General features: G+C 35.9%; 22 protein-coding genes and 1 tRNA gene. 17 read left to right on the top strand and 6 right to left on the bottom strand.

Annotation, left to right across the window (positions count from 1 at the left end; genetic code table 11):
- The first annotated feature begins 107 nt into the window (after positions 1–107).
- The 3 genes from ACYVQZ_RS07965 (at position 108) to ACYVQZ_RS07955 (ending at position 2,003) form a co-directional block, all read left to right on the top strand.
- Positions 108–1,559, top strand: coding sequence for an MATE family efflux transporter (locus tag ACYVQZ_RS07965; protein ID WP_461240878.1), 1,452 nt, complete (start codon positions 108–110; stop codon positions 1,557–1,559).
- Between the two features lie 71 nt (positions 1,560–1,630).
- Positions 1,631–1,831 carry a DUF2187 domain-containing protein gene (locus ACYVQZ_RS07960; protein ID WP_461240877.1) on the top strand — a complete coding sequence of 67 codons (201 nt, stop codon included), beginning with the start codon at positions 1,631–1,633 and terminating at the stop codon, positions 1,829–1,831.
- A 101-nt stretch (positions 1,832–1,932) separates the two neighbouring features.
- Positions 1,933–2,003 (top strand) — tRNA-Gly (locus ACYVQZ_RS07955).
- Between the two features lie 158 nt (positions 2,004–2,161).
- Here ACYVQZ_RS07955 and ACYVQZ_RS07950 read toward each other — a convergent pair.
- Entirely contained in the window at positions 2,162–3,310 is a 1,149-nt protein-coding gene (locus tag ACYVQZ_RS07950; protein ID WP_461240876.1) for a site-specific integrase, read from the bottom strand.
- Between the two features lie 17 nt (positions 3,311–3,327).
- Positions 3,328–4,101: a hypothetical protein gene (locus ACYVQZ_RS07945; RefSeq protein ID WP_461240875.1), complete on the bottom strand. Its 774-nt coding sequence runs from the start codon at positions 4,099–4,101 to the stop codon at positions 3,328–3,330.
- An 11-nt stretch (positions 4,102–4,112) separates the two neighbouring features.
- Here ACYVQZ_RS07945 and ACYVQZ_RS07940 point away from each other — a divergent pair, with 11 nt between their 5' ends.
- Positions 4,113–4,346: a 2-hydroxymuconic semialdehyde hydrolase gene (locus ACYVQZ_RS07940; RefSeq protein ID WP_461240874.1), complete on the top strand. Its 234-nt coding sequence runs from the start codon at positions 4,113–4,115 to the stop codon at positions 4,344–4,346.
- Here the strand turns inward: ACYVQZ_RS07940 and ACYVQZ_RS07935 are convergent.
- The gene (locus ACYVQZ_RS07935; protein ID WP_461240873.1) at positions 4,343–4,825 is read right to left on the bottom strand and encodes an ImmA/IrrE family metallo-endopeptidase; all 483 of its coding nucleotides are present in this window, start codon (positions 4,823–4,825) and stop codon (positions 4,343–4,345) included. The genes ACYVQZ_RS07940 and ACYVQZ_RS07935 overlap by 4 nt on opposite strands.
- A 19-nt stretch (positions 4,826–4,844) precedes the next feature.
- Positions 4,845–5,180: a helix-turn-helix transcriptional regulator gene (locus ACYVQZ_RS07930; protein ID WP_461240872.1), complete on the bottom strand. Its 336-nt coding sequence runs from the start codon at positions 5,178–5,180 to the stop codon at positions 4,845–4,847.
- Positions 5,181–5,324: 144 nt separating this feature from the next.
- Here ACYVQZ_RS07930 and ACYVQZ_RS07925 point away from each other — a divergent pair, with 144 nt between their 5' ends.
- Positions 5,325–5,546: a helix-turn-helix transcriptional regulator gene (locus ACYVQZ_RS07925; protein WP_461240871.1), complete on the top strand. Its 222-nt coding sequence runs from the start codon at positions 5,325–5,327 to the stop codon at positions 5,544–5,546.
- A 120-nt stretch (positions 5,547–5,666) separates the two neighbouring features.
- Here ACYVQZ_RS07925 and ACYVQZ_RS07920 read toward each other — a convergent pair whose 3' ends face one another.
- A complete protein-coding gene (locus ACYVQZ_RS07920) occupies positions 5,667–6,089 on the bottom strand; it encodes a hypothetical protein (protein ID WP_461240870.1) in 423 nt (140 codons plus the stop codon).
- Between the two features lie 63 nt (positions 6,090–6,152).
- On the opposite strand from ACYVQZ_RS07920, the gene ACYVQZ_RS07915 reads away from it, so the two are divergent.
- The 4 genes from ACYVQZ_RS07915 to ACYVQZ_RS07900 all read left to right on the top strand — a co-directional run bounded on the left by ACYVQZ_RS07915 (position 6,153) and on the right by ACYVQZ_RS07900 (position 7,902).
- Entirely contained in the window at positions 6,153–6,512 is a 360-nt protein-coding gene (locus ACYVQZ_RS07915; RefSeq protein ID WP_461240869.1) for a DUF771 domain-containing protein, read from the top strand.
- Positions 6,513–6,635: 123 nt separating this feature from the next.
- A complete protein-coding gene (locus ACYVQZ_RS07910) occupies positions 6,636–6,890 on the top strand; it encodes a hypothetical protein (protein WP_461240868.1) in 255 nt (84 codons plus the stop codon).
- A gap of 1 nt (position 6,891) precedes the next feature.
- Positions 6,892–7,494 carry an HNH endonuclease signature motif containing protein gene (locus ACYVQZ_RS07905; RefSeq protein ID WP_461240867.1) on the top strand — a complete coding sequence of 201 codons (603 nt, stop codon included), beginning with the start codon at positions 6,892–6,894 and terminating at the stop codon, positions 7,492–7,494.
- A 228-nt stretch (positions 7,495–7,722) separates the two neighbouring features.
- Complete coding sequence (locus ACYVQZ_RS07900) at positions 7,723–7,902, top strand: hypothetical protein (protein ID WP_461240866.1); 180 nt, start codon at positions 7,723–7,725, stop codon at positions 7,900–7,902.
- On the opposite strand, the gene ACYVQZ_RS07895 is transcribed toward ACYVQZ_RS07900, so the two are convergent.
- Complete coding sequence (locus tag ACYVQZ_RS07895; protein ID WP_461240865.1) at positions 7,899–8,606, bottom strand: DUF4145 domain-containing protein; 708 nt, start codon at positions 8,604–8,606, stop codon at positions 7,899–7,901. The genes ACYVQZ_RS07900 and ACYVQZ_RS07895 overlap by 4 nt on opposite strands.
- Positions 8,607–8,795: 189 nt before the next feature.
- Here ACYVQZ_RS07895 and ACYVQZ_RS07890 point away from each other — a divergent pair, with 189 nt between their 5' ends.
- The 8 genes from ACYVQZ_RS07890 (at position 8,796) to ACYVQZ_RS07855 (ending at position 12,911) form a co-directional block, all read left to right on the top strand.
- Positions 8,796–9,758, top strand: a complete 963-nt coding sequence (locus tag ACYVQZ_RS07890; RefSeq protein ID WP_461240864.1) for a DnaD domain protein — start codon at positions 8,796–8,798, stop codon at positions 9,756–9,758.
- Positions 9,755–10,513, top strand: a complete 759-nt coding sequence (locus ACYVQZ_RS07885) for a Rha family transcriptional regulator (RefSeq protein ID WP_461240863.1) — start codon at positions 9,755–9,757, stop codon at positions 10,511–10,513. The genes ACYVQZ_RS07890 and ACYVQZ_RS07885 overlap by 4 nt, the downstream gene beginning before the upstream one ends.
- Positions 10,494–10,712 (top strand): hypothetical protein, encoded by a 219-nt coding sequence (locus ACYVQZ_RS07880; RefSeq protein WP_461240862.1) that lies wholly within the window; start codon positions 10,494–10,496, stop codon positions 10,710–10,712. Before ACYVQZ_RS07885 ends, ACYVQZ_RS07880 begins: the two co-directional genes overlap by 20 nt.
- Before the next feature lie 64 nt (positions 10,713–10,776).
- Positions 10,777–11,202, top strand: coding sequence for a hypothetical protein (locus ACYVQZ_RS07875; protein ID WP_461240861.1), 426 nt, complete (start codon positions 10,777–10,779; stop codon positions 11,200–11,202).
- Positions 11,186–11,521 (top strand): hypothetical protein, encoded by a 336-nt coding sequence (locus tag ACYVQZ_RS07870; RefSeq protein WP_461240860.1) that lies wholly within the window; start codon positions 11,186–11,188, stop codon positions 11,519–11,521. The genes ACYVQZ_RS07875 and ACYVQZ_RS07870 overlap by 17 nt, the downstream gene beginning before the upstream one ends.
- Before the next feature lie 194 nt (positions 11,522–11,715).
- Entirely contained in the window at positions 11,716–12,141 is a 426-nt protein-coding gene (locus ACYVQZ_RS07865; protein ID WP_461240859.1) for a DUF1064 domain-containing protein, read from the top strand.
- A 13-nt stretch (positions 12,142–12,154) separates the two neighbouring features.
- The gene (locus tag ACYVQZ_RS07860; protein ID WP_461240858.1) at positions 12,155–12,772 is read left to right on the top strand and encodes a hypothetical protein; all 618 of its coding nucleotides are present in this window, start codon (positions 12,155–12,157) and stop codon (positions 12,770–12,772) included.
- Positions 12,759–12,911 (top strand): hypothetical protein, encoded by a 153-nt coding sequence (locus tag ACYVQZ_RS07855; RefSeq protein WP_461240857.1) that lies wholly within the window; start codon positions 12,759–12,761, stop codon positions 12,909–12,911. The genes ACYVQZ_RS07860 and ACYVQZ_RS07855 overlap by 14 nt, the downstream gene beginning before the upstream one ends.
- Positions 12,912–13,599: the final 688 nt, after the last annotated feature.

Here is a 13,599-nt window from a genome sequence, read left to right as displayed (position 1 = left end):
TGTTTTTTAAACTTATGTAACAATTAATCATTTCTCTTGTATTTTAGTGAAATTCGTCGTATATTGTTTCTCGTTGCGATTTTTCACAAATAGGGAGGGGTGCGACGATGCGCGATTTAACAAAGGGTAGTCCATTTAAACTCATTTTATTATTCACAATGCCACTGTTTATTGGAAACTTATTTCAACAATTATATAATTTTACTGATGTGCTGATTGTAGGTCAGACTCTCGGTGTTGACGCGTTAGCCGCAGTCGGCTCGACTGGGAGTCTCAACTTTTTAATTATTGGGTTTGCTTCCGGACTCACTGCAGGACTCACAATTGTGACGGCTCAACGATTTGGTGCTCGTGACTATTTAGGAGTCCGGCGTAGTTTTGCTGCTAGTATTATTTTGAGTTTTATCGTTACCGTTGTGTTAACGATTGGGAGCCTCGTTTTTCTTGATCCAATCATGCATTTAATGAGTACTCCTGCTGAGATCTATCACGACGCTAAAACATTCATTTCAATTATTTTTATGGGTATTTTTGCTTCGGTTGCTTTTAATTTGTTATCAAACGCAATTCGAGCACTTGGAGATTCAAAAACACCGCTCTGGTTCTTGATTTTAGGAACAGTGCTTAATGTAGCATTAGAGTTATTGTTTATTTTGGGATTTCATTGGGGTGTTGCTGGAGCAGGTTGGGCTACCATCATTTCACAAGTATTGGCTAGTCTTTTATGCGTTGTTTATATTTACCGCAACATTCCAATGTTACAAGTTCATTTAATTGATTTTAAGGTTGCGATAAAAGACTATTTAAATCATGCTAAAATGGGATTTCCGATGGCCTTTCAATCTTCTATTATTGCAATTGGTGCTATTTTTATGCAGTCAGCGTTGAATGGGTTGGGTACCACTGCAGTGGCTGCCACAACCTCTGCCAGCAAAATTGATCAGTTAGCAACATTACCAATGATGTCATTTGGCATCACAATGGCGACATTTGCCGCACAAAATATTGGTGCTGAACAGTATGAACGGGTTATTAAGGGAGTTCGTCAATCACTAATTGCGTCAGTTGGATTCAGTATCGTGGTCAGTGCATTAGTTGTGCTATTTGGACAACAGTTAGTGATGTTGTTTGTTGGCAATCAGGACGTTGCCGTATTAAAATTGAGCCAAATTTACTTCAACATTGTAGGGACATCCTATTCACTTTTAGCGATCCTATTTATTATTCGTTATACGTTGCAAGGATTGGGTCAAAGTGTAGTACCCACTATTGCGGGCATTGTCGAACTTGTGATGCGCTCATTTACTGCAGTGGTCTTAGCTGGTAGTTTTGGTTATGCCGGAGCTTGTTTTTCAGACCCGCTAGCCTGGCTTGGTTCGACAGTTGTCTTGATTGGCTCTTATGTGGCTGCTAATAAGCGGCTTCATAAATTGCAACGCATGAGTGAAGTTGTTACAGAAACAAACGATCCATTTGTTAAACAACAACTGCAACAACAAATGAAAAATACTTTAAAATTACCAACTTCACGAAACGCACCAGCTTCTAATGAACTTTAGTAATTATTAGTTGCGCGAATAGTAATTATTTGTTAGTATATTGTGATTAAACCAATGAGGTGAGTTTTATAATGAAAGAGTTTGAAATTGGCGATAACGTTAAATGTAAGAAATTTGGTTCACTTGAACACGACTTTGCTGGAGAAATTGAAAAAGTATACGAGAATTCAGTATTAGTTTCAATCAAAGATTTTGACGAATCAGATCAAAGTGCTGTTAATGAATTGAATCAACGAGCAATCGTGCGAAAAAGTGAAATTAAAATTGCATAAGTAAAAACGATGATCGAACTTAGATCATCGCTTTTTTTTTACAAAAATAAAATTACAACGTTCACTTTAATAATCGAATATGCTATACTTATCAGTGCTTTGCGAGTGTAGTTTAGTGGTAAAATCCAAGCTTCCCAAGCTTGTGTCGCGGGTCCGATTCCCGTCACTCGCTTATTGACCTTGTCTAAATAATTCAGTAAAATTACAAAAGCTTGTTAAACCAACGTTTATCAGGCTTTTGTTTTTTCTATATTTGGCTAATTTTGACTATTATTTGATATTGGTTTGCACACATTTTGCACACTTTCAAAATTTCACAAACTCTGTCTTTCATTTTTTAGCCTTCTTTTTAGTTTTGGCTGACTTCGGTTTAGATCCAATTTTATCCAAAACAGATTCAATTTCATTGTCACCTTGTAGTTTGTATTCATCAATCAAATAGGAATATTTGCGGATAGTCGTCGTCATGTCCGTGTGCCCAAGTCTTTTAGAGATTAAATATAACTCGACGTGGTTTGCCAACAAATATGCAACGTGAGTGTGACGAAGGGAATGGAAATGAAAACCTTGTTTCTTTAATTCAAGGGCTTTTAATGCAGATCGTAAAACATCATTAACCGCTCCGGATGTCGGAATTGTATCAAACTGGTTTAAGAATACTTGATCATTGTCAAATTGAACTTTTTTCTGCATCTTGAGCTTACTGAATATGTTAATGATTGAATCGTTAATTCTAATTCGACGGTTAGATCCCTCATTTTTTGTATCTTTGAATTCTCTTAAATCCTCATCCCAAGCTTTTGAAATTGAAATTGTTTTGAAATTAAAGTTGATATCTTTCCAAGTAAGGGCCTGAACTTCTCCCAAACGCATACCTGTATACACTGCCAAAATAATCATATATTTTGAGCTGTAATGATAATTAAGATCCTTTTTCAAATACTCGACAAGCAAATTCATTTCTTTGATATTCAAATAATCGATTTGTCGGGTTCTTTCTGGATCGTAAATAATTGTAATGTTTTCTGTAAAATCTTTACGAATGACATTGTCATAGATTGCATTTTTGACACAAGCACGAATATGAGAATTAATTTTGTTAACGGATGCCTTTGAGTGGGTTTTACCGAATTTGCGAATAAAGCGTTGATAATAAGTTCTGTCGATTTCGCTAATGGGGATGTTGTTAAAGTTATCTTTAATCACATTGGTGGATGCTTCATAGGTTAGTTTGGTACGTCTAGAGATTGATGGTTCCTTAAACAATTCGTACCATTCTTTAAAGTACTGTACAAATGGGGTGTTCTCATTTAACGTGATTTCACCATTAAATGATTGTTGCTGAAGATCAGCTGCATAAATTTCAGCTTCACGTTTCGTTTTAAACCCGCTTTTACTTTTAGTCCGATTGATACCTTGCTTATCTTGGTAGCTCACTCGTACCTGCCAGACGTGTCCACGTTTCTTAATACTTGCCATCCAAACCACATCCTCATTTAATGTTTATCACGAATATTTTTAACTGCGTTAAAGTGACCACCGATAAAATTCAATTTTCGTTGCCAATTGTAATCGAAATCTGGTTCATAAGTTAGGGCAATAATTGGTAAATTTAGCGATAATATAGTTTCATGTACAATTTGCCTAAGTAGCGCAAGATGAATATCCTTAAAATGGATATCTGAATTGTCAATATGTTGTGCACCGGTCATCGGGAAGCTGCCAATCGTATTTTTAATAATTACACCAGCGTTGCCATGCTGAATGTTGTCATAATTTTTGTCAATCTTTGGATCGAAATGAGCACCACCATTTTGATTTGCAGTGAGTGTAACAATTCCTTTTCGCGTGGTGTATGTTGAATTATTATCGCCAAGCGAAACTAATTGGCTGTGCCACCAATCCTTAAATTTAACTTTTTGGGGTCTTGCTCCAACGGGATGGAACAAATAAGTATAGTATTGATGATTTGGTTCTAATAAGTTTCCTGGAAAACTAGCTGTGTAAATATTCTGATAATCAATTGGATTCTCAACTTGCGAAAATGAAATAAAACTTTTTGTGTCAGGTAATTTCAGTTGTGAAATTAGGCTTATTGAACCTTTACTTTGAAAAAATAAAGTTCTTAGTGTTGCAGACGAACGGTTAATTGCGGTAAAATCACCGTGATCATATCGAATAGCGTCTTGAATTAAATCATTTAAACAAATTTTTAATTGATTACTTGCATCTTCCGGTAGTCGAAGCTTTCTATTATTTTTTCTTGTCATGAGGTGTAAAAATGAAGAGTACTGAAAATTTAATATACAATATTGGTGATGCTGAAGATGTTGAGCAGTTGCCCGAATATGCAATGATGTACTCAAATTTTCCAACCGATCGAAATATGACAAAGGAAAATCTAATTCATCTATTGTCTGGAAAACCGATAGTTGACTTAACCGACGAAGAGTATGTTCATTGGATTCAGCTAGACCAAGAAGCATTAAATTACGTAAAACAGCACATCAACTAGTCCTTTCTGTATCCATTTTCAGTGGATACTTTTTTTATATTTAATCCCTGACATAAGTCGAATCGGTAACCATGATAATTGAACATGCATCCCCGACGATCACAATAACTCTTGATAGCAGTTTGAAGATAATCAGGAGTGACTTCAAAGTAATCCGCAATTTCATCGGCTTTACATATGCCGTTAATAAAACAGTCGATCAGTCCATCAAGAGGTACTAATTCTTCCATTGCCTTTGTTCGTGCCAGGCATTCTTGTTTGCGTTGCTCAATCGTGTTGCATTTAGTAATGTCGCCTACTGTATAGTCATAATGTGATATCTCTTCAGCAAGCCATTGATACTGTTGTTGTTTGGGTAAGTCTTGATTAATGTAGATTATTTTTCCACAGATTAGCCCACCAAAGTGTTTTGATGGGGATGATACATACTCAATTTTGAGATTGTGCACCGTATTTTCTAGACGTTCAAACTTATTCATTTAGAACACCTCTAATTGTTTAATCTTGTGGTCGTGCCTTCTTCAAGCTTTCAATGAAGTTGATGATTTGTTGACGTTCATCATCTGGGGTATCGTCATCAATATGAGCAGCTATGACATTTGCGCTCGTATTTTGATTCTCACTAGGGAAGAAGGCATTTATTGAAATGTGGAATACCTTAGCTAAATCAAATAAAACATCTTGGGTAGTTTTCCGCTCGCCACTTTCATAGCGACTAATCGTTTGGCGAGTTGTTTTTAATTTATCTGCAAGCTGAACTTGTGTCATACTATTCATTTCTCGATACTTCTTTATTTGAGTTCCAATATATTTATTAAGATCGACATCTGGCATTTTCTATCTTCCTTCCTAATTTTAACTGACATAAGAATAACACAATAGTAACCATTATGGAACATTTTTAGAATATTAAGCACATTTATGTTTACATGTTACCAATTTGGTGCTATAGTATTGAATGTGGAAGGAGGATATCAAATGCAATCGAAATTATTGATATTACGTAAGCAAAATTCTTTGTCTCAAGATGATGTTGCTAAATGGCTGGGAATCACTGCAAAGACGTATGGTTTAAAGGAACGTGGGCAAGCACCTTTTGATGGAGATGAAATGTTTATACTTTCGCAGAAGTTTCATAAGCCAATTGAGGATATTTTTTTGCCCAGGAGTCACCAAAACGGTGACAGAGTAAACGTTTAGGAGGTGCAGTGTAAATGAGTGATATTACAGCGATTTGGATAATAACTATATGCATTCTAGCTTGCGACTGGATTATGTATAAGGTGCGGCCTGAAAGCCACATCTATCAGTATTACACGGTTATTGTTTTGGCTGTTTCGGCAAGCTATCTATCTCTGCACTAATGTCTGCAAGAGCATCGTCAAAATTGATGCGGGCGATATTAATGTTTTTTTCATTAATTAGAGCTTGAATCTTTTTCAAGTCTTCGTAAACGGACGATGAAGAATATAGCTGTACCAAACCATAACATCTTGCTTGGTCTTGCATTAATTGTTCATCACTAGTGTTAAGTAGATCTGAAGTCACGCGACAGTAATCTTCAAAGATTGAACGAATTCGAATAGTGTTTTCTGTAAAAACTTGTTGAGCACGTTCTACTTTTTTTTCGTCGATAATTCTCTGGTCAGATTTATTTTTATACCAGATATTTATAAGCGTTGTTAGCAGTGGAGACACAATTGCTGCGACAGCAATAACTGATGTAATTGCACTTGAATCCATACTTTCACCTCACTTTCCTATAAGTGAGTTAAGTATAGCAAAACAAAAAGAGGGGATGATTATATGCCTCAAGTATTAAAAGGAAATATTGCATATGAAGTTCCAATTCCAGACGATTCGTTTTTGATCAAGAAATCAGAATACGAATTCTTAGAGGATGAAGCGGCCATTGGTAAGTTATGGCATATGGACGACTTAAGGGCCTGGCTTGGTAATCATGACGGCCGTTGGATTGAAGAGTTTATTCTTTATAACCCGCGCTTTAGCGTTGAAATGCATTCGCTTGAGCAACAAGGGTTACTTCACTTCACAACTGGAAAAGGTAAGGGAAATGGCTGGTGGTTCAATGCTCCAGCTATAAAACATTTTATCCAGGATCACTGGCATGAGATTCAGTGGAATGCTAAACGAAAAAGGAGATAATCAAATGTTTATCTTATTTGGAATATTAATTCAGAAAGCTTTTGCAGTCGCATTACTAGTTGGCATCGGATATGGTATTGGCCATATCGGTGTTAAAAATTTGTTTCGTTAGGAAGTGATCGTATGGCTGAAAAGAAATTACAAAATACACTTGGTGATTTGAATAATCATCTCTTTGCTGAAATGGAACGTTTAGGGGATGAAAGTTTAACACCAGAACAATTGTCTGATGAGATTAACAGGGCAGAAGCAATATCTAAAGTTGCAGGAAATATTGTTCAAAATGCTAATACTGTTTTAAAAGCAAAAGTCGCATTTGGTGATAACTATAGTGCTGACCCAAAGGATCATCCACGAATGCTTGAAGGTGGAGATTGATATGTCTAGCCACCATTATACAGATGAAGAAAAATCATTCATCTTGTCTCACTATAAAGGCGTTAGCAACCAAAAACTTGTAGAAACCTTTAACAATACCTTCAATGCTAATTTAACAATTGGTCAAATGAAATCATTCAAGGCTAATAGAAAGCTTAATTCAGGTCTCACAGGTCATTTTAAAAAAGGTGCTATCCCGTTTAATAAGGGAAAACATCAAAAAATTACTGGACGAATGAGAGAAACAATGTTCAAAAAAGGCCAGGAGTGTATTAACAAACTACCTATTGGCTCGACCAGAATTTCAAAAGACGGATACAAAGAAATTAAGGTTGCTGATCCAGGTATTTGGAAACTATATCATCGGGTAGTTTGGGAACGTGAACACGGTAAAAAGGTTCCTAAGGGCCATGCAGTTATATTCGCAGACGGTGATCATTTGAACTTTAGTGAAGATAACTTAGTTATGATTTCACGTGGTGAATTGGCCGTTTTGAATCTATCACATGGAATTTTGCAAGATGCTGATCTAACCAAAACGAATATCAATATTGTGCGAATCAATCAAATTATCAAGAAGCGGAAAAAACGTAATGCAGTTTGATGTTGATTACATCGTTATTTCTTTTTCGATGACTGGAGGTATGTTGCTTTGACATTGGATCAAATTGCACTTGTCATATCAGCAGTTTCGTTATTAATCGTTTTGATTTTAACTACGCTTCAAAATTAGCAAGTTCGAAATGGATTTTGTAACGGCGATATATAGTTCAAAATTATTTGAAATAAAACAAGCATCAGAGAATATCTCTAATGCTGGAAAAGGAAACCCATGAATAAAGAAAAAGTACTTTTAAATTTACAAAAAAATAACCCTCTCAATTTAAAAATCGAAAAAGTTATTCATTTAAAAACTAGAAGAGGCGATGGAACACCGGAAAATCCAGTACGAATTGTTGATCATTATTATGACCACGAAGATGGACACTTAATTTTTGAAATTGAAAATTAATCTTTATTTCGTGAAACTGGTGGATTCAAAATTAATAAACGAGTTTCAACAATACTGATGAAAATTTTAAGATATGCTTTCTGTGCCTCTAAGTGTTCACTTACATCGAAATTATCTGGACGGTCCCAATGGGCATAATCATTACCATTTATTCTGACAACGTCTGTTGGAACCATCAGAGTAGGATCATCTTTAAAGTAGTGTCCAATGACATTATTCAGGCTGAGGTCGGCTATATACTGTTTTTTCTCATCAGAACCATCTTCAATAATTTTTAGTGCAAAGTCTTTAATGAGTATTTCTTCCGCTGCGCGATAACCCATGCCTGCAAGATCCAACAAGCCATTTTGTTCCGCAGAATAGGCTTGGTTGTAGGAATCAACAAACCGTGGAGAAAATTTGTTCATGTAGCTCGAAAATTTTTGAGTAGTTGTATTTGGAGCAATAGCTCTAGCCACTGCTTCTTTGGAGAAACCTTTTTCAGACTTTTTAAACCATTGTATTGAAAAAAAGTTAACGTTGCATGACGTGCACGTATGAGAAAAGAAGGCGCAATAGCCATCTGAATATGATTGATTACCTTGAAGATGATTAACAGGATTATTCGATACACCACAGTAGGGGCATAAAATTGGAATCTCAATTTGAACAGCTTGTAGTGCAGTGTATCTTCCTTCAGTGAAGTTAACTAATTTTGTTTCCAAAGTAAAGTCCTCCCAATAATTAATTACACAAATTATCTCATAAGGAGCTGATCACTACGATAGAAAAAAATAAATATCTTATGGAAACAGCATGTATTAAAAAAATGGCCAACCCAAGTAGTCACTTAAGTCAGTCATTCATCAAAATTATCAACAAATTAATTATAGCCTTTAGGGGGATGTTCAGCAATGGCTAATACGTCACGATTGTTAATAGACGAATCGCCCATGACATTCCAACCATCTTTAGCTGCGTTACTGGGATCAGTAGACGAAGCAATTATATTGCAGCAGATACAGTACTGGTTGAAAACGTCAAAGAATATTCATGACGGGTATACATGGGTCTACAACACATACGGAGATTGGAACAAACAATTTCCGTGGATCAAGTCTGTAACGACACTTAAGCGACATTTTAAGAATTTAGAAGATACAGGCGTTTTGGTTGTGGGTCGCTACAATAAAGCGAATTTTGATAAAACCAAATGGTATCGAATTGATTATGAAAAGCTCGATGAACTAAATGATCAGTCGTCGACCAGAAACTGTACCACCGTCGACCAGAAACTGGACGACGATAGTCCAAATGCGGACGACGATAAACCAGAAACTGTACCTTCCAACGACCAGAATCTGGACGTTCCTACGACCAATAACTGGCCGACCAATACCAATAGACTACCAAAGACTACACAAGAGACTAACTTTAATAATAATCGTGTCTCAAACGAATCGAACTCAATCGATACATTTCTGCCAGCAATCTATGAACTTTGGGAAAAGAACAACAACGGTCATTTGAACGATCATACACGTGTCCGTCTTAAGAACATGATGCGGGAGTTACAGACAACCACAAATGTTGCAGCAGAATCATTTGCTATTTTGCATTTCGGAATTGAAATAGCCCTGAACTCAAACAAGTTATCACTGAATTATCTTAAGACGGTACTTAATCAGTGGCTAGCGTCTGGAGTGAACTCATTAGCTGATGCACGCACTGCAAATGACAGATATCAAAAACAATGTGCTGATCAAGGGACTAAGCATCCCAATACTAAGATCGCACCATATGTGCCATTAACCCAGGCACAGTTAAACAAGATGCCAAAAATTCCAATATTCAAGATCGGAAGTGAATTAGCATGAATGAATTAGTCATCATGAAAGATCAACAAGCCGTGACGAGTAGTTTGCAAGTTGCGGAAGTATTTCAAAAAAGTCATAAACATGTCCTTGAGGCAATTGATTCAATCGTGCAAGGGTTGGCCGAAAATTCGGCAGACCCCAAGATGTTTGTGGAAGGTACTTACCAACATCCCCAAAACAAACAAAACTATCGAGTGATATATATGAATCGAGATGGGTTCACATTACTCGCCATGGGTTTCAGTGGCAAAAAAGCTTTGCAGTTTAAATTGAATTACATCTCAGCTTTTAACGAAATGGAAAAGCACTGGAAACAAATTGGTCAATTTCAAGTACCAGCTGATTACACAACGGCAATGCGCTTGGCAGCGGATCAACAAGAGCAAATTAAGAAGCTGCAGCCAAAGGCGAATTACTTTGATCAACAGATGCACAACCCAGGGCTATTAACGACCACAGTCATTGCCAAAGGTTATGGACGTTCAGCATATTGGCTTAATCAATGGTTGAGTGCACATCACGTTATTTATCGACAGGGCAAGAATTGGATTGTTCGATCACACTTTGCTGACAAAGGATATGCATCATATGAAAATTGGTCAGACAGCGAGAACAAGCACGTGCATCCCCTTCTGAAATGGACACAGAAAGGTCAGAAGTTTATCTATGACTGTTTAGCAGCAGAAGGCATATTGCCAATTAATGCTCAGATGTCATTAGAAACGAGTACTGGGGATGAAACTAATGCCATTTGAACAGTTTGTCGAGCAACACCCAGAATTCAATAACGCACAGCTGTTTGAATACATTCGCAAAAAGAATATCAAGGTCAAGTTTTATCGAACACGGTTATTGGACCTGATCAATAACGAAACACATTCGGTCAATCGTATTGATGATTTGGTTGCATATATGGTTGATCGGGGACTACAGCAATATATCGAGTGGATTTAATAAGTGGAGGAAATTATGAAAGCTTATCAATGGAGCCGCAGCGATGACGAATGGAGAATGACCAATGAAATTGAATTTTAATATTTACCAAACACATGATGCAGTGCTTGAAGAACATTTTAGATATCGTGGGTATGAATGTGAAATTGATCAAATCAAATTTGGTGGTCATCTTTGTGGGCATGTAATTATACCACCTAATCACAGATACTTTGGAGTCGATTATGAAGATATTCCAGTAACTGTGCATGGTGGTCTAACCTATGGTGAACTAATGCAATTAGATCCATTTGAACCGGAATCATATGTAATTGGTTTCGATTGTGCTCATGCAGGGGATGTCATTCCTAAAATGTCTGAATTAACAGGTATTCATCCTTCAATTAACGAGCATCTTTGGACCGTAGGAGAGGTTAAACAGGAACTCGAACAATTAGTTGATCAATTAATTATTTTGAACGAAGGAGAGGCAAATGACATTACTAAATGATTTACAAAACATTCAAAAGAAAAGTTATAAAGTTTGGTTTGAAAGATTCATTAGACGAACTGATTTGCATGACAAAATAATGATGTCAGCAGAACAAGGAAACGAAGAAGTTAGAATCATGATCAACGGGAATGAATGGAGTCCTAACGACAAACAACGGATGGCTAGTGATTTATTCATAGATTATCTTAAGACTGAATTTCCTGGGCTTAATATATCTCTAAAACAGAAAGACGTGTTATTTGGGACAAGAAATTATGTTGTGATCAATTGGGGGATAAATGAACATGAGTCAGCTAAGTCGTTACCTCATAGTTAATGATCATAATTGTATCTTACATGCAGTTATTCATCCCCATAGTTTAATACCAATCATTGTGTGGGATAGAAATATATCAACTGCAATGTGGTTTGCTAATGAGAATGAAGCAACTAAGTATATTGATAGACATCAGATTAAACGTTGTCGACAAATCATCGATAGAAATCAAATAGAAATGAAGTCAAATAACTATGAATTACTCACAGATGAATTATCCAAGGAAAAAGATAACTAAACAATCACGTGCGTTGAGGAATAAATATCGTGCGCAAAAAATTGTAATTGACGATATGGAATTTGCATCAAAAGCTGAAGCTGCTTATTACCTGACTATAAAAAAAGAATGGGATTACGGCTGGACTAGACAAGAACCTTTTGAAATTATTGATGGTTTTAGTTCTCATGGCAAGAGATATAGCCATGCAACGTATCGTCCAGACTTCATTCATCGTACTAATAATATTATTGACAAGGTAGTTGACGTTAAAGGCGGCAATATTACTTTAACAACAGACGCACGTTTACGCATGAAATTATTTACTCAGCGCTACGATGTTCAGATTACGATTGCTACTTACAATTACAAAACCAGGTCGTTTTACGAAAAACTATATTGAGGGGATGAAGTGCATGAAAATTGAAGTGACAGAAAAAGAACTTATCAAAACTGTTTCAGGTGAAAATCAACCATATATCGGAGAAAGATTATCGTTTAGTCATGATGATCAGAATGGTTCATGGAATATGTACGGGTTAGACAACTCATTTTTTGACTTAACCGACGTAGTAAAGGAACAACTTAAAGTAAAAGTGCCTGAGCAAATGCCGTGGTACATGTATGAGGAAATTAAAAAGTATATAAATCGAAATTTTAAAATAGATTTCATACTTGATAATTTATATGAAAATCGTGATGAGGATATTCATGATTGGCTGTTTAGTTCACAGGATAGAAAGATGTATAAAAATCAGATAACTATGATTAATGGTTTGCAGTACGGTTTCAAGTTATCAGAGCGGAGGTTCAGGATACCGTTGACAGGGCTAACTGTTTATGGACGACCAGAACATATCTGTTATGACAAAGAAAATAAGGAGCTTTGGGCAGCAGATGAAGATTATGATGAAAATTCATATAGTGAATTCACCGAATCAGAACTCAAGAAATTAAACGCACCAGACTGGGTAATGCAACTACCTAGAGAGTACGTTGATGAGGATGGAGAAATTGTCAATGAAAAAAATTAATAGTACTAATGAAGAACCAAAAAAATATAAAGTGATAATTGTTCAAAATGCCCATCAAATAGTGGTTGGAGAATACAAGAAAAAAGATACAGCACTAAAACATGCTGCAGAAGCAGAACGTCAATATTTTAGAAACTAATTTGGGGATGTAACAATGAATCAGTTAGCTGGTAACCATATGTGGTACTTAGTTTTGATTGCACTAATATGGTTATTCATAGATTGGAGAGAATAATATGAAAAAATATTTTGTTGGTAATGAATGGGCTGAAAATCAAGAGTACAAGACTAATTGGAAAGACAAGCTAGAACATTATGTAGATGTTTTATTTGCTTATGTATTTTCGATACTAACAGTTGCATGTATTTGGTTAGATACTTGGACAATTAGTTTAGGAATCTCTGAACTCGTATTTTTTGGATTTGTAGTTACGGTTGTATGTTTCTTAATCGCGATATCGTTTCTTTATGACATTTATTATTATCACAAGTACAAAAAAAACCGCCACTGACATGACGGTTTTGGTACCACTCGCATAACAACTTCAACGTTCATTATAACTCAATAAGCTAACATTGAGAATACTTAAGGAGTGGTACGCATGAGATTTGGAGCTTTTTCAAATATTAATTGGGATGAAACTTATAAAGTTACAAAAAAGCTACTTGGCAGTTATATTCAAAAAGAAATGATTGTAATCTGGATTGAAGTCAATATTTGAGACAGGTTTTAAGAGACATTCAGAACCGCGTTTACCTTCCACAGCTCAAATAAATCATTAATCGTGATTAATAACTTATTTGAACCATGGAAAGCATTAAATCAG

Source organism: Paucilactobacillus salsurae (assembly GCF_054784995.1).
This window is presented reverse-complemented; position numbering and strand designations above follow the sequence as displayed.

What these genes read in the sequence shown, in the direction of transcription:
- ACYVQZ_RS07875 (WP_461240861.1), top strand. Translation starts at nt 10,777, where the DNA reads ATGAAATTGAATTTTAATATTTACCAAACACATGATGCAGTGCTTGAA.
- ACYVQZ_RS07925 (WP_461240871.1), top strand. Translation starts at nt 5,325, where the DNA reads ATGCAATCGAAATTATTGATATTACGTAAGCAAAATTCTTTGTCTCAA.
- ACYVQZ_RS07910 (WP_461240868.1), top strand. Translation starts at nt 6,636, where the DNA reads ATGGCTGAAAAGAAATTACAAAATACACTTGGTGATTTGAATAATCAT.
- ACYVQZ_RS07945 (WP_461240875.1), bottom strand. Translation starts at nt 4,101, where the DNA reads ATGACAAGAAAAAATAATAGAAAGCTTCGACTACCGGAAGATGCAAGT.
- ACYVQZ_RS07900 (WP_461240866.1), top strand. Translation starts at nt 7,723, where the DNA reads ATGAATAAAGAAAAAGTACTTTTAAATTTACAAAAAAATAACCCTCTC.
- ACYVQZ_RS07915 (WP_461240869.1), top strand. Translation starts at nt 6,153, where the DNA reads ATGCCTCAAGTATTAAAAGGAAATATTGCATATGAAGTTCCAATTCCA.
- ACYVQZ_RS07940 (WP_461240874.1), top strand. Translation starts at nt 4,113, where the DNA reads ATGAAGAGTACTGAAAATTTAATATACAATATTGGTGATGCTGAAGAT.
- ACYVQZ_RS07865 (WP_461240859.1), top strand. Translation starts at nt 11,716, where the DNA reads ATGAATTACTCACAGATGAATTATCCAAGGAAAAAGATAACTAAACAA.
- ACYVQZ_RS07890 (WP_461240864.1), top strand. Translation starts at nt 8,796, where the DNA reads ATGGCTAATACGTCACGATTGTTAATAGACGAATCGCCCATGACATTC.
- ACYVQZ_RS07930 (WP_461240872.1), bottom strand. Translation starts at nt 5,180, where the DNA reads ATGCCAGATGTCGATCTTAATAAATATATTGGAACTCAAATAAAGAAG.
- ACYVQZ_RS07880 (WP_461240862.1), top strand. Translation starts at nt 10,494, where the DNA reads ATGAAACTAATGCCATTTGAACAGTTTGTCGAGCAACACCCAGAATTC.
- ACYVQZ_RS07935 (WP_461240873.1), bottom strand. Translation starts at nt 4,825, where the DNA reads ATGAATAAGTTTGAACGTCTAGAAAATACGGTGCACAATCTCAAAATT.
- ACYVQZ_RS07870 (WP_461240860.1), top strand. Translation starts at nt 11,186, where the DNA reads ATGACATTACTAAATGATTTACAAAACATTCAAAAGAAAAGTTATAAA.
- ACYVQZ_RS07855 (WP_461240857.1), top strand. Translation starts at nt 12,759, where the DNA reads ATGAAAAAAATTAATAGTACTAATGAAGAACCAAAAAAATATAAAGTG.
- ACYVQZ_RS07950 (WP_461240876.1), bottom strand. Translation starts at nt 3,310, where the DNA reads ATGGCAAGTATTAAGAAACGTGGACACGTCTGGCAGGTACGAGTGAGC.
- ACYVQZ_RS07965 (WP_461240878.1), top strand. Translation starts at nt 108, where the DNA reads ATGCGCGATTTAACAAAGGGTAGTCCATTTAAACTCATTTTATTATTC.
- ACYVQZ_RS07905 (WP_461240867.1), top strand. Translation starts at nt 6,892, where the DNA reads ATGTCTAGCCACCATTATACAGATGAAGAAAAATCATTCATCTTGTCT.
- ACYVQZ_RS07960 (WP_461240877.1), top strand. Translation starts at nt 1,631, where the DNA reads ATGAAAGAGTTTGAAATTGGCGATAACGTTAAATGTAAGAAATTTGGT.
- ACYVQZ_RS07920 (WP_461240870.1), bottom strand. Translation starts at nt 6,089, where the DNA reads ATGGATTCAAGTGCAATTACATCAGTTATTGCTGTCGCAGCAATTGTG.
- ACYVQZ_RS07860 (WP_461240858.1), top strand. Translation starts at nt 12,155, where the DNA reads ATGAAAATTGAAGTGACAGAAAAAGAACTTATCAAAACTGTTTCAGGT.
- ACYVQZ_RS07885 (WP_461240863.1), top strand. Translation starts at nt 9,755, where the DNA reads ATGAATGAATTAGTCATCATGAAAGATCAACAAGCCGTGACGAGTAGT.